Origin of the sequence: Geothrix sp. 21YS21S-2 (assembly GCF_030846775.1) — a bacterium.
GTDB lineage: Bacteria > Acidobacteriota > Holophagae > Holophagales > Holophagaceae > Mesoterricola.
In genome coordinates this window covers 1869403-1882609 of the sequence record NZ_CP132910.1, presented here as the reverse complement: position 1 = coordinate 1882609, position 13207 = coordinate 1869403, and the positions used below count along the sequence as shown (strand labels likewise).

The 13207-nt window shown below is 70.7% G+C and carries 12 protein-coding genes; 6 read left to right on the top strand and 6 right to left on the bottom strand.

The window, feature by feature from the left end:
• Nucleotides 1–2: 2 nt before the first annotated feature.
• The 5 genes from RAH40_RS08495 to RAH40_RS08475 are packed head-to-tail and all read left to right on the top strand — an operon-like array spanning nucleotide 3 to nucleotide 3020.
• Nucleotides 3–947: a CsgG/HfaB family protein gene (locus RAH40_RS08495; protein WP_306601664.1), complete on the top strand. Its 945-nt coding sequence runs from the start codon at nucleotides 3–5 to the stop codon at nucleotides 945–947.
• Nucleotides 944–1240 carry a hypothetical protein gene (locus tag RAH40_RS08490; protein WP_306601663.1) on the top strand — a complete coding sequence of 99 codons (297 nt, stop codon included), beginning with the start codon at nucleotides 944–946 and terminating at the stop codon, nucleotides 1238–1240. Before RAH40_RS08495 ends, RAH40_RS08490 begins: the two co-directional genes overlap by 4 nt.
• Complete coding sequence (locus RAH40_RS08485) at nucleotides 1237–1602, top strand: DUF4810 domain-containing protein (protein WP_306601662.1); 366 nt, start codon at nucleotides 1237–1239, stop codon at nucleotides 1600–1602. Before RAH40_RS08490 ends, RAH40_RS08485 begins: the two co-directional genes overlap by 4 nt.
• Nucleotides 1599–2261 (top strand): GNA1162 family protein, encoded by a 663-nt coding sequence (locus RAH40_RS08480; protein ID WP_306601661.1) that lies wholly within the window; start codon nucleotides 1599–1601, stop codon nucleotides 2259–2261. The genes RAH40_RS08485 and RAH40_RS08480 overlap by 4 nt, the downstream gene beginning before the upstream one ends.
• Complete coding sequence (locus RAH40_RS08475) at nucleotides 2262–3020, top strand: YdcF family protein (protein ID WP_306601660.1); 759 nt, start codon at nucleotides 2262–2264, stop codon at nucleotides 3018–3020.
• Here the strand turns inward: RAH40_RS08475 and RAH40_RS08470 are convergent, their stop codons facing one another.
• The 6 genes from RAH40_RS08470 to RAH40_RS08445 all read right to left on the bottom strand — a co-directional run bounded on the left by RAH40_RS08470 (nucleotide 3021) and on the right by RAH40_RS08445 (nucleotide 11906).
• Nucleotides 3021–5021 carry a biotin carboxylase N-terminal domain-containing protein gene (locus tag RAH40_RS08470; RefSeq protein ID WP_306601659.1) on the bottom strand — a complete coding sequence of 667 codons (2001 nt, stop codon included), beginning with the start codon at nucleotides 5019–5021 and terminating at the stop codon, nucleotides 3021–3023. It abuts the gene before it with no gap.
• Nucleotides 5021–5857, bottom strand: coding sequence for an enoyl-CoA hydratase-related protein (locus tag RAH40_RS08465; protein WP_306601658.1), 837 nt, complete (start codon nucleotides 5855–5857; stop codon nucleotides 5021–5023). Before RAH40_RS08465 ends, RAH40_RS08470 begins: the two co-directional genes overlap by 1 nt.
• Nucleotides 5854–7716, bottom strand: coding sequence for an acyclic terpene utilization AtuA family protein (locus RAH40_RS08460; protein ID WP_306601657.1), 1863 nt, complete (start codon nucleotides 7714–7716; stop codon nucleotides 5854–5856). The genes RAH40_RS08465 and RAH40_RS08460 overlap by 4 nt, the downstream gene beginning before the upstream one ends.
• Nucleotides 7717–7723: 7 nt before the next feature.
• Nucleotides 7724–9331, bottom strand: coding sequence for a carboxyl transferase domain-containing protein (locus RAH40_RS08455; protein WP_306601656.1), 1608 nt, complete (start codon nucleotides 9329–9331; stop codon nucleotides 7724–7726).
• Between the two features lie 2 nt (nucleotides 9332–9333).
• Nucleotides 9334–10479, bottom strand: coding sequence for an acyl-CoA dehydrogenase family protein (locus tag RAH40_RS08450; protein WP_306601655.1), 1146 nt, complete (start codon nucleotides 10477–10479; stop codon nucleotides 9334–9336).
• Between the two features lie 140 nt (nucleotides 10480–10619).
• Nucleotides 10620–11906, bottom strand: coding sequence for a citrate synthase (locus tag RAH40_RS08445; protein ID WP_306601654.1), 1287 nt, complete (start codon nucleotides 11904–11906; stop codon nucleotides 10620–10622).
• A 330-nt stretch (nucleotides 11907–12236) separates the two neighbouring features.
• Here RAH40_RS08445 and RAH40_RS08440 point away from each other — a divergent pair, with 330 nt between their 5' ends.
• Nucleotides 12237–13196 (top strand): bifunctional methionine sulfoxide reductase B/A protein, encoded by a 960-nt coding sequence (locus tag RAH40_RS08440; RefSeq protein ID WP_373432571.1) that lies wholly within the window; start codon nucleotides 12237–12239, stop codon nucleotides 13194–13196.
• Nucleotides 13197–13207 lie beyond the last annotated feature (11 nt).

The following is a 13207-nucleotide window of genomic DNA, read 5'->3' as shown; positions in this document are numbered from 1 at the left end:
ACATGAAGACTCCCACGACCCTGGCCGCGCTCCTGCTCCTCGCGGGCTGCGCCACCGTCTCCACGCCGAGGTACGAGCCGGTGCAGGCTCCCGCCCCGGTGCCCCAGGCCGTGCCGCCCCAGGCCGGGAAGGTGCTGCGCCGGAAGATCGCCGTGGCGCGTTTCACCAACGAGACCCGGTACGGGAAATCGCTCCTGGTCGACCAGAACGATGATCCCCTGGGCAAGCAGGCTTCGGACATGGTCTCCAACCGCCTCATCGCCTCCGGCCAGTTCCTGGTCTTCGAGCGGCCCGACCTGCAGAAGGTCCGCAAGGAGCAGCACCTCTCCGGCCAGGAGAACCTGGTGGGCGTGGACACCCTCCTGGTGGGGGCCGTCACGGAATTCGGGCGGAGCGACTCGGGCAAGGTGGGTTTCCTGAGCGCGACCCGGAACCAGGTGGCCCGGGCCAAGGTGGAAGTCCGGCTCCTGGACGTGCGCACCGGCCAGGCCTTCTTCACCGCCACGGGCACGGGGGAGGCCAACACCGAGACCGGCAGCATCGCCGGCTACGGCAGCAGGGCGGACTACGACGCGACGCTCAACGACCGCGCCATAGGCGCCGCGGTGTCCGACCTGATGAACACCATCGTCAGGAGCCTCGGGGACCGTCCCTGGACCAGCGACATCCTGAAGGTGGAAGGCTCCCGGGCCTACGTATCAGGGGGCGAGCGCCAGGGCCTCAAGGTGGGCGACTCGCTCGCCGTGATGCTCCAGGGACCCAAGGTCAAGAGCCAGCAGACCGGCTTCGAGATCACCCTCCCCGGCACCCGCGTGGCGGGCCTCAAGGTGGTCTCCCTGTTCGGGGACTCCGAGGCCAGCGAAGGCGCCGTCTGCGAAGTGGTGGACGGCTCCATCCCGGCTGCCGGCACCCTGTACGTCACCGACGCCAAGGAGACCCGCAAATGAGAACCGCCGCCCTGGCCCTGCCCCTGCTCCTGCTCTGCTGCGCCGACCCGGTCACCGTCACCCGCGCCGTGGACGACCGCCCCAGGATCCTCCTCCAGGGCGCGCCCAAGGGGGCGGTCCTGTTCCTGGACGGCAGGCCCATGGGCAGCGCCGAAGCCTATGCCGGCGACCCCGGCGTGCTCCGGGTGGAACCCGGCACGCACGTGATCGAAGTCAGGCTCGGTGACGATCTGCTGATGTCCGAGAAGGTGTTCCTGGGCGGCGGGGAGCAGAGGACCCTGGTCGTCAGATGAGGAAATGGCCGCCCCTGGCCCTGGCGCTCGCGCTGGGCTGCGCCGTCCCCGCCACCCGCCCCGGCTTCGATTGGGGCGGGTACGAGGACCATCTCCACCGGCTCATGGGGAATCCCGGCGGCCTGGAGGCGTACGGGGCCTCCCTGCGCAGGACGATCGAACGGAATCCCGACGGGACCCGGGTGCCCCCGGGCATCTACGCCGAGTACGGCTACATCCTCCTCCTGTCCGGCAGGAAGGCGGAGGCCGCGGAGTACTTCACGAAGGAGAAGACCCGGTGGCCGGAAGCGACCCTGCTCATGGACCGCATGATCCGCGCCTGCGCCCCGCCTCCGGCGGAACCCACGAAGGATCCGTCATGAAGCGGCTCGCCACCCTCCTTCCCCTCCTGGCCCTCCTCGCGGGATGCGTGCCGCCCGCCGCCGCCCCCGTCAAGGACTACACAAGGCTGCGCGGGGAGGACCCCGCGTCCATCCTCGTGGTGCCGGTGGTCAACCGCAGCGTGGACGTCACGGCCGCCGACCTCTTCCTTTCGACGCTCACCGTGCCCCTGGCCAGCCGCGGCTACTACGTCTTTCCGGTCTACCTGGTCAAGCGGCTCATGGAGGACGACGGCCTCGGCGACGCGGGCATGGTCCACCGGGCGGATCCCCGGAGGCTGGGCGAGCTCTTCGGGGCCGATGCCGTCCTCTACGTGACCATCAACAAGTGGGATGCGAAGTACGCCGTGCTCGCCACCAGCGTCGAAGTGGACTTCGACTATGTCCTCCGGAGCGGAAGAACCGGCGAGGAGCTCTGGAAGACCCACCAGGCCTGGACCTACGTCCCCAGCCACAACTCCAGCGGCAATGCCGTTGCGGACCTGGTCGCCATGGCCGTCACCGCCTCGCTCACCAAGGCCGCCCCCGACTTCATGCCCCTGGCCCGCACCGCGAACCAGAAGGCCTTCCGGACGCTGCACCAGGGCCTGCCCGCGGGGCCCCATTCCCCGCGGCACGGCAACGACAAGGGGGAATACTAGATGACGTTCTTCGATCTGGCCAAGGCCGTGGGGGCGCTGGTCATGCCCGCGGGGCTCCTCTGGGTTTTCACCCTTGGCGTCGCGTACCTCCTCCTGCGCCGGAGGCAGTGGCTCGCGGGGATCCTGGTCCTGTTCGTGTGGATCCTGTACGCCGTCGCGGGCAATTTCTACGTGGGGACGGCCCTCATGGCGGGCCTGGAGCGCACCGTCCCCCTCCTGGAGACCGGCCGCCTCGACCCCTTCGACGCCGTGTGCGTGCTGGGCGGCGGCACGGAACTGGATCCCGCGGGCCGGCCCATCCTGGGCGAGGCGGGGGACCGGATCGTCACCGCCGCGCGCCTGTGGCACGCAGGGAAGGCCCATCTCCTCGTGGCCAGCGGCGCCGGCCTGGACGTGATGACCGGAGCCCGCGACCTGGGGCAGGAGACCCGCGCCATCTGGCTGGACCTGGGCGTTCCCGACGGGGCCATCGTGACGGTGCCGGAGCCCTGCCTGAACACGCGCGAGGAGATCGCCGCCTACCGGAGGCTCCAGGACGCCAGACACTGGAAGCGCCTGGCCCTCGTCAGCTCCGCCAGCCATCTGCCCAGGGCCCTGCGCCTGGCGGAGAAGGCCGGGCTCGCCTTCACCCCCGTGGGGGCCGACTGGCACGGCAGGCGCCACCCCTTCCAGCCCCAGCGGCTGGTGCCCACGGGGGAGGGGTTCCATCTGGTCTCGCGCGCGACCTGGGAGTACCTGGGCCGGCGGCTGGGCAAATAGTCACGCCAGCACGGCCACCGTCTCCGGACCCTGCAGGGCCTGGCCCACCTCCACGCAAACCTCGGCCACCGTGCCCGCCCGGGGCGCGGTGATCTCGAACTGCATCTTCATGGACTCCAGGACGAACATCAGCTGGCCCTGCTCCACCTCGTCCCCCCGGGCCACGAGGCACTCCAGGATCCTCCCGGCCATGGGGGCGTTCACGCCGCCTCCCGCCGCGGCCTGGACGCGGGGCCGGGCCAGATCCGCGGAGGGGTCCTCCAGCACCAGGGTCTCCCCGAAGACGGCCACGGCCATGCCGGCGCCCTCCAGGCGGCAGGCGCGGAAGGGCAGGGCGGGATCGGTCTCGCCCGCGGCGGCCAGGGCCCGGGCCAGCCCGGGGCCCCGCTCCCCGGGGGCCACGGGGCCGTCCAGCATCCGGCGCAGGGCGGGCCCGCGCAGGGTGAAGAGGACGGGGCCGCCCTCCAGATGGAAGACCTCCTTCTCCTGGGCGCCGCCGGTGCGCAGCTCGGGGCAGCCGGCCTGGGCCTTGAACCGCGCGGCGGGGCCCGGGGCGGCCGCGCCCGCGCCGCGGAAGGCCATGGACAGGGCCTCCCGGAACGCCGTGGAGCGGAAGAACGCGAGACACGCCGCGGGCAGGAGGGGCGCGTTGAGGTCCGCCAGGTGCTCCTGGATCCAGCCCGTGGATTCCCGCCCCGCCAGGAAGTCCCCGGAACGGGCCACGGCCTGCAGGAAGGGGAGGTTGGTGGTGCACCCCAGGACGGTGAAGTCCTCCAGGGCCGCGGCGAGGCGCGCCACGGCCGAGGCCCGGTCCGGCCCCCACGCCACGAGCTTGGCGATCATGGAGTCGAACCCCGCGTCCACGCGCCCGCCCTGGGTCACGCCCGAATCCACGCGGACGCCCGGGCCCGAGGGCTCCACGTAGACCCTGAGGGGGCCGGGGGTGGGCAGGAACCCGTTGCGCGGGTCCTCGGCGAGCACCCGCGCCTCCAGGGCCACGCCGGTGGGCGCGGGCACCGCGAACACGGCGGGATCGCCCAGGGTCGCGGGCCAGCCGCCCATGGCCAGGTCCAGCTGGGCGAGCACCAGGTCCACGCCGTAGGCCAGTTCGGTGACCGGGTGCTCCACCTGGAGGCGCGTGTTCATCTCGAGGAAGTGGAAGGCGCCCGCCTCGTCCAGGAGGAATTCCACGGTGCCCGCGCCGCGGTAGGCGGTATGCCGCACCAGGGCCAGGGCGGCCCGGCCCATGGCCTCCCGGAGGGCGGGATCCGCCACGGAGCTGGGGGCCTCCTCGAGCACCTTCTGGTGGCGCCGCTGCAGGGAGCACTCCCGCTCCCCCAGGAAGACCCCGCCGCCCCGGCCGTCGCCGAACACCTGGATCTCCAGGTGCCGGGGGGACCGGAGCAGGCGCTCAACGAAGACGGTGCCGTCCCCGAAGCTCGCCAGGGCCTCCCTGGAGGCCCGGAGCACCGCGTCGGGAAGGCCCGCGGGCTCCTCCACCACACGCATGCCGCGCCCGCCGCCGCCGCCGCTGGCCTTGACCAGGTACGGCGCCAGGATGCCGCGCCCGGCGAGGGCGTCCTGCCAGGCCGCGGGGGGGAGGGCGGCCAGCTCCCCGGAGAGGAGGGCCTCCAGCACCGGCACGGAGCAGGCCCTGGCGACGGCCTTGGCGGACTCCTTGCCGCCCAGGGCGAGCATGTTCTCGGGAGTGGGCCCCACGAAGCCGATGCCGGCCTCCTCCACGGCCCGCGCGAAACCGGCGTTCTCGGACAGGTAGCCGTAGCCGGGATGCAGGAGCCGGGCCCTCCAGCGCAGGGCGGCCTCGACGATGGCGGCCCCGTCGAGGAAGCTGTCCACCTCCAGTACCGCGTCCGCCTCCCGGCGCACGGGACTGCCGGCGTCGCCGGGGGTGGACACCACGGCCACCTCGAAGCCCCGGGCGCGGCCCGCGCGCAGGATGCGGCGGGCGATCTCCCCCCGGTTGGCGATGACGAGGCGCATCAGGGCCTCCACGGTGGAGGGGCCTTGCGGAAGTAGGCCTGCAGGCCCTCCTGGCCCTCGGCGGACATGCGCGCCGCGGCGATGGTGTGCGCGGTGAATTCGAACAGCTCGGGGTCCGGCAGCGGCGCGATGCGGCGCAGCAGCTCCTTCGTGGCCCGGGCCGCCCGGGGCCCGGCGGCCAGGAACTCCCGGAGGACGCGCGTCAGGGCCTCTTCGTGGGACTCGGAGGGGTCGATGAGGCGCTGCGCCAGGCCCGCCTCCAGGGCCTCGGCGCCGCGGATGCGGCGCCCCGTGAGCATCAGGGGGGCGGCGGCGGCGATGCCCAGCTTGCGCACGACGAAGGGCCCGATCACCGACGGCACCAGCCCCAGCATCACCTCGGACGTGGCGAAGACGGCCGCGGGCTCGGCCAGGACGAAATCGCTGCACGCGGCCAGGCCCAGGCCCCCGCCGATGGCCGCCCCGCGCACGCAGCACGCCACGGGCGCGGGAAAGGAGGCCAGGCGCGTGAACATCCGCCCCAGCTCCCTGGCGTTCTCCAGGTTAAGCTCCTGGGCGGCCGCGCCCTGCTCCTTCATGTAGGCCAGATCGGCCCCGGAGCAGAACACCGAGCCCTCCCCTTCCAGCAGGAGGAGACGCATGCGCGCCGGGTCCTGGATCGAGGCCAGCTCGGCCATGGCCAGGGACAGCTCCCGGATCATGGCCGCGTCGAAGGCGTTGCACACTTCGGGCCGCGTCAGCACCAGCCGCATGACCCCGTGGGCCAGGGCCTCCACCCGCAGGGTCCGGCCCTGGAAGGCGTCGCCCTCCCTGGGGAAGGCGGAGAGGGGGATCACGGCCGGCTCCCTTCGGGCACGATCTCGCCGGGACAGGGACGGTTCTCCGGGGCGATGGTGGCCAGGAGCGCGGCGGGCACCTCCACTTCGCACCGGAGCAGGGCCTGGGCGAGGGTCTTGCCCTGGGCGTCCAGGTGGAGGCTGACGGTGCCGCCTCCGCCCAGGGTCTCCTCCAGCAGGAAGTTGAGGGCCCAGAGCCGCGGAACCGGGTGGCGCTCCACCCGCCCGCGGCAGTGGCCCTTGAACCAGGCCTGCACCTTCTCGGCCGTGATGTGGTCCCGGAGCCAGGCGTAGCACGGGCCGGAGCGGCCGATGAGGCCGATGTTGGCGGTATCGCCCTTGTCGCCGCTGCGGGCGTGGGCGATGCGCATGAGCGGCACGCGCACCTGCGCGCCGGCGCCGGGGGCCAGGGTCCAGGGGTCGGTGGCGTCGAAGGGGGTGGTGCCCTCGCCTTCGCTCTCGGGCCAGGGCAGGGGCCCCGAGGACCAGGACGCCCGGCCCTCCTCCAGGATCCGCGCCTCCGGGAGAACGAGCCCGCGGGGCACCAGGGCCGGCCAGTAGCTCACGACTTCGGAAACGGCCGGGGCCCCGCCGGTGACCGCCACCCCGGGCGGGCCGGACAGGATCATGGCGGGCAGGAGCTTGCGGAAGGCCTGCAGGTCCCCGGCGCTCGCGGACCGGGCCGAGAGGCGCAGGAGGATCTCCTGGGCCCGGTGGCGGGGCGTGAGCGAACGGTGGGCGGAGTCGTCGCCCACGAACTCCGTGCAGGTGTGCTCCAGGGGGGCCTCCAGCTCGGCGGCGCACCGCTTCCAGAAGACCGAGGCCAGCAGTTCGGCCTTGGCGCGGGCGTCGGGGCCGGAGACGATGAGGGCGCCCTGGGACTTCCAGCCGTCGGCATAGGCGATGCTCACCTTCAGGAGGTCCGTGGGGGGCCGGCCCTGCACGCGCTCCACGCGGACCCGGTCGGGCCCGTCCTCGCGCAGGTCCACCGTGGAGAAGTCGGCGACGACGTCCGGCGTGAGGTAGGTGCGGGGGTGGCCCATCTCGTAGAGGAGCTGCTCCCGCACGGTCTGGCAGGTGACGAGGCCGCCGGTGCCGGGGTGCTTGGTGACGGTGAAGGCGCCGTCCCTGCGGCACTCCACGATGGGGTAGCCGATGTCGACGAAGGAGGGGACCTTCTTCCAGTCGGTGAAGTTGCCGCCCGTGGCCTGGGCGCCGCACTCGATGATGTGGCCGGCCACGATGCCGCTGGCCAGGAGGTCATAGTCCCCCGGGCCCCAGCCGAATTCGTGCATGAGGGGCGCCAGGGTGATGCCGGTGTCGGTGACCCGGCCGCAGATGACGACGTGGGGTTCCCTCGCCAGGGCCGCGGCCACGGGCATGGCGCCGAAATAGGCGTTGGCGGCCAGGATCCGGTCCGCCACCGGGGCCAGGGGCTGCCCGGTCTCCATGTGCCGCAGCTCCACCCCCGAGGCCAGGAGCTCCCCGATGCGGGGAGCGATGTCGTCCCCGTCCACCACGGCGATGCGCAGCTTGAGCCCCCGGGCCCGGGCCGCGGCGGCCAGGGCCTGGGCGCAGGCGGAGGGGTTGACGCCTCCGGCGTTGGTGATGACCCGGATGCCCTTGGCCAGGATCTCCTCCAGGAGCGGGTCGATCTGGGTGACGAAGTCCCGGGCGTAGCCCAGGAAGGGGTCCTTGGCCATCTGCTTGCGCAGGATGCTCATGGTCACTTCGGCCAGGTAGTCGATGGAGATGTAGTGGAGGTCGAGGCCGCCCCGCACCTGCCGGCGCAGGGCCCAGGGGTCGTCCCCCCAGTAGCCCCCGGCGTTGGCGATGCGGATGATCTTCCGGTCGGTCATGGCTTCCTCACATTCGCAGCACGCCCAGGCGCGTGTCGGGCACCGGGGCGCAGAGGGTGGTGGCCAGGGTCGCCGCGAGCCAGCCCCGGGTGTCCCGCATGTCCATGACGCCGTCGTCCCAGAGGCGGGCGGAGGCGTAGGTGGGGTGCCCCTCCCGCTCGTACTTCTCCCGGATGGGCCCGGCGATGGCCTCGGCGTCGGCGTCGCTGAAGGGGCGGCCCTCGCGGGAGAGCTGGTCCCGCTTGACGGTGGTGAGCACCTGGGCGGCCTGCTCCCCGCCCATGACGGAGATGCGCGAGGTGGGCCAGGTCCAGAGGAAGCGGGGACCGTAGGCGCGCCCGCACATGCCGTAGTTCCCCGCCCCGAAGCTGCCGCCCAGGATGAGCGTGATCTTGGGGACCTGGGCGGTGGCCACGGCGTGGACCATCTTGGCCCCGTCCTTGGCGATGCCGGCCCGCTCCACCTGGGCGCCCACCATGAAGCCCGTGATGTTCTGCAGGAAGACCAGGGGGATCTTCTGGGAGGTGCACAGTTCGATGAAGTGGGCGGCCTTGAGGGCGCTCTCCCCGAAGAGCACCCCGTTGTTGGCCACCAGGCCGCAGGGCATGCCCTCCACGTGGGCGAAGCCCGTCACCAGCGTCGTGGCGTAGCGCTCCTTGAACTCGAAGAGCCGGCTGCCGTCCACCACCCGCGCGATCACCTCCCGCACGTCGCTGCGCCGGCGCAGGTCCCGGGGCCAGGCGCCGAGGATCTCCAGCGGGTCGTAGGCGGGGGGCTCGGGGGTCCGCAGGGCCACGGAGGCCGCGGGAGAGGGGCCCAGGTGGCTCACCAGCTCGCGGAGGATCTGGATGGCCTGCTCGTCGCTCTCGGCGAAGTGGTCGGCCACCCCGGAGAGCTCGGTGTGGACCTTGGCGCCGCCCAGGAACTCCGCGGTCACGTCCTCGCCCGTGGCCGCCTTCACCAGGGGCGGGCCGCCCAGGAAGATGGTGCCGGTGCCGTTGACGATGATGGTCTGGTCGCTCATGGCGGGCACGTAGGCCCCGCCCGCGGTGCAGCTGCCCATGACCGCCGAGATCTGGGGGATGCCCGCGGCCGAGAGCACCGCCTGGTTGTAGAAGATCCGCCCGAAATGGTCCCGGTCCGGGAAGACCTCGGCCTGCAGGGGCAGGAAGGCCCCGCCGCTGTCCACCAGGTAGAGGCAGGGCAGGCGGTTCTCCAGGGCGATCTCCTGGGCGCGCAGATGCTTTTTCACGGTAAGCGGGTAGTATGTCCCGCCCTTCACCGTGGCGTCGTTGGCGATGATCATGCAGGGCCGGCCGTGGACCATGCCCACCCCCGTCACCAGCCCCGCCGCGGGCACCGGGTCGTCGTAGACCCCCGTGGCCGCGAACAGGCCCACCTCCAGGAAGGGCGAGGCCACGTCGCAGAGCAGCGCGATGCGGTCCCGCACGAAGAGCTTGCCCTGCGCGGCGTGGCGGGCACGGGCCTTGTCGTCCCCTCCCCGGCGCAGCCGCTCCTTCTCCTCTAGCAACGCCTCGCAAAGCGCCAGGTTGTGCGCGTGGTTCTGCCGGAAGGCCTCGGAGCCGGTCTTGAGGCGGCTGTGGATGAGCGTCACGCTCAATACTCCTTGACGAGGTGGCGGGCGATGACCATCCGCTGGATCTCGCTGGTGCCTTCCCCGATGGTGCACAGCTTGACGTCCCGGTAGAACTTCTCGACCGGGTAGTCCTTGATGAAGCCGTAGCCGCCGTGGATCTGCACGGCCTCCTCGGCAACCCTGCAGGCGACCTCCGAGGCGTGGAGCTTGGCCATGGCCGCGGCCTTGGCGTAGGGAAGCCCCTGGTCCTTGAGGGTCGCCGCCTTGTACACCAGCAGCCGCGCCGCCTCGATCCCCACCTGCATGTCGGCGAGCTTGAACTGGATGGCCTGGTGGTCGGCCAGGAACTTGCCGAAGGCCTTGCGGATGGTGGCGTACTTCACCGAGGCCTCGAAGGCCCCCTGGGCCATGCCCAGGGCCAGGGCGGCGATGCCGATGCGGCCGCCGTCCAGGGTCCTCATGGCCTGCTTGAAGCCCACGCCCTCCTCCCCCAGGAGGTTGGCCGCGGGGACCTTCACCTCCTCCAGGATGAGTTCCGAGGTGTCGCTTGCGCGCATGCCCAGCTTGTTTTCCTGCTTGCCGGCCCGGAATCCCGGCGTGTCCTTCTCCACGATGAAGGCGCTGATGCCGTCGGCGCCGGTCCCGCCCCGGGTGCGGGCCATGACCACGCAGATGCCGCCCACCGTGCCGTGGGTGGCGAAGTTCTTGGAGCCGTTGAGGACCCAGTGGTCCCCCTCCAGCCGGGCCGTGGTGCGCAGCGCCCCCGCGTCGCTGCCGGCCTCCGCCTCGGTGAGGGCCCAGGCCCCCAGCACCTTGCCCGCCGCCAGGGGCTTCAGGTACCTCTCCAGCTGGTCCGGGCTGCCCTGGGTGTAGATGTGGTTCGAGCACAGGCTGTTGTGGGCGGCCACGCTGAGCCCCACGGAGCCGTCCACCCGGGACAGTTCCTCCACCACCACGGCGTATTCCAGGTAGCCCATGCCCGCCCCGTCGAACTCCTCCGGGAAGAACACCCCCAGCATCCCCATCTCCCCCAGCCTGGCCAGGACCTCCGCCGGGAAGATCCTGTCCTCGTCCCAGGTCATGACGTGGGGACGGATCTCGTTCTGGGCGAACCTGCGCACCTCCTCCCGGAGGGCCTCCACGTGCTCGGGCAGGGTGAAATCCACGGCATCCCTCGCTGGCAATCGGTCGGTGTTGGGAAAACCGGGCATGGCCGATCCCGGTACCTTGGGGAAGGTACAGACACTATACCGACTGGCCGGGAAGGTTCCAGTGCGGATTGCAATCCCGTCTCAAAATCCTCCGGCTACCGCTCGAAGAGGGGCACGTAGTGGTTCAGCGTGGGCCCCTGGTAGACCTGGCGCGGGCGGTAGATGCGGCTGTCGCCGCTCTCGGCCACTTCCCGGTAGTTGGCGATCCACCCCGGCATGCGCCCGATGGCGAAGATGACGGTGAACATCTCGGTGGGGATGCCGATGGCGCGCATGATGATGCCGCTGTAGAAGTCCACGTTGGGGTAGAGCCGGCGCTCGATGAAGTAGGGATCGTTGAGGGCGGTCTCCTCGAGCTTCTTGGCGATGTCCAGCAGGGGGTCGCTGATGCCCATCTTGGAGAGGAGCTCGTCGCACTTGCGCTTGATGATGCGGGCCCGGGGGTCGTAGTTCTTGTACACCCGGTGGCCGAAGCCCATGAGCTTGGCGCCGTGGTTCTTGTGCTTGACCTTGTCCAGGAAGAGGGTGCCGTCGTCCTTGTCGGCCCGGATCTCCTTGAGCATCTCGATGACGGCCTGGTTGGCCCCGCCGTGCAGCGGGCCCCACAGGGCGCAGACGCCCGCGGAGGCCGAGGCGAACAGGTTGGCCTTGCTGGAGGCCACCATGCGCACCGTGGCGGTGGAGCAGTTCTGCTCGTGGTCGGCGTGCAGGAGGAAGATCAGGTCCAGGGCGTCCACCACGGCGGGGTCCAGCTCGTAGTCCTCGTCGGGCTCGGAGAACATCATGTGCAGGAAGTTCTCGGTGAACATGTACTTCTTCTTGGGATAGATGGAGGGCAGGCCCCGGGACTTGCGGAAGGCGTAGGCGGCCAGGGTGCGCACCTGGGAGAGGAGGTGGGCGGCCTGGATCTCGAACCGGTCGGCGTTGTATTCCTCGTTGAGCTCGGGGAGGAAGCACCCGGCGGCGTTGATCATGGCCGAAAGGATGGCCATGGGGTGGGCCGAGGAGGGGAAGCCCTCGAAGTGGAACTTCATGTCCTCGTGGATCATCTGGTACTTGGTCAGGAGGCCCGAGAAGCGCAGGCGCTCGGTCTCCGTGGGGAGCTTGCCGAAGATGATCAGGTAGGCGGCCTGCACGAACGTGGAACCCTCGGCCAGTTCCTCGATGGGGATCCCCCGGTAGCGGAGGATGCCCTTCTCGCCGTCGATGAAGGTGATGCGGCTCTGGCAGCTGCCGGTGTTCCCGTAGGACTCGTCGTAGGTGATATAGCCCGTCTTGGCGCGGAGATCCCGGATGTCGAGCGCCCGTTCGGCTTCTGTTCCCTCGATGACCGGAAGCTCGATCACCTTGCCATCCAGTTCCAGTTTCGCCGTGTTGGTCATGAATTCCTCGCAGGTGGCTGTAGTGGAGCATTTTATACGGGAGATTGGGATTGCACGCTCCCGAATATTGGGCGGGCCGGATAAGGCAAGGCCCCGCGAGGGCACGGGGCCGGGTTGGCTACCTCCAAACTAGCTGAAGTTGCGCCTCTCTCGCAAGAAATGCTCAATGACTTTGAGATCCCGTCACAATGGAGCCCTGGCGGGCACCCCAATGTCGAGGAGCTGACCATGGGAACGAGGAACGCGGTACTGCTGGGGGTCATCCTTCTGGGCCTGGGCGCCCTGGGGGCCATGGGCCTGACCGGCGGCCGTCAGGTGGAAACCAAGGGAATGGAGGCACGTGTGGAAAGTGGCGGGAAGAAGACCAAGGCCGAGCTCAAGAAGACCCTGACCCCGGAGCAGTACCGGGTCACCCAGGAGGCCGGGACGGAGGCGCCTTTCACCGGGGAGTATTGGAACTCCAAGGGGGACGGCATCTACGTCGACGTGGTGTCCGGGGAGCCCCTCTTCTCCTCCAAGGACAAGTTCGACTCCGGCTGCGGTTGGCCCAGCTTCACCAAGCCCCTGGAACCCGGCGAGGTGGTGGAGCACAGGGACGTCAGCCACGGCATGGTGCGCACCGAGGTGCGCTCGAGGAACGCCGATTCCCACCTGGGCCACGTCTTCGACGACGGTCCGGCGCCCACGGGCCAGCGGTACTGCATCAACAGCGCCTCCCTGCGCTTCGTGCCCGTGGCGGACCTGGAGGCCCGGGGCTATGGCAAGTATCTGGCCCTGTTCGGCATGAAGCCATCCCCCAAGGAGGTGGCCACCCTCGCCGGGGGCTGCTTCTGGGGCATGGAGGACCTGGTCAGGGAGCGCCCCGGGGTCATCAAGACCATCGTGGGCTACACCGGCGGCACCACGCAGCACCCGGTGTACGAGGACGTCCATACCGGAACCACCGGCCACGCCGAGGCCATCGAGGTGACCTTCGACCCCTCGAAGACGACCTACGAGGCCCTCCTCAAATTCTTCTTCACCATCCACGACCCCACCACCGCCAACCGCCAGGGCAATGACATCGGCACCCAGTACCGGTCGGCCATCTTCTACCACGACGAGGCCCAGCGGAAGACCGCCGAAAAGGTCAAGGCCGAGGTGGAGGCCTCCGGGAAGTGGAAGCGCCCCATCACCACCCAGATCGCCGCCGCCGCGACCTTCTGGCCCGCCGAGGACTACCACCAGGACTACCTGAAGAAGCACCCCGGCGGCTACACCTGCCATTTCGTGCGGCCGTTCTCGTTCTAGCCGGGCCCCGC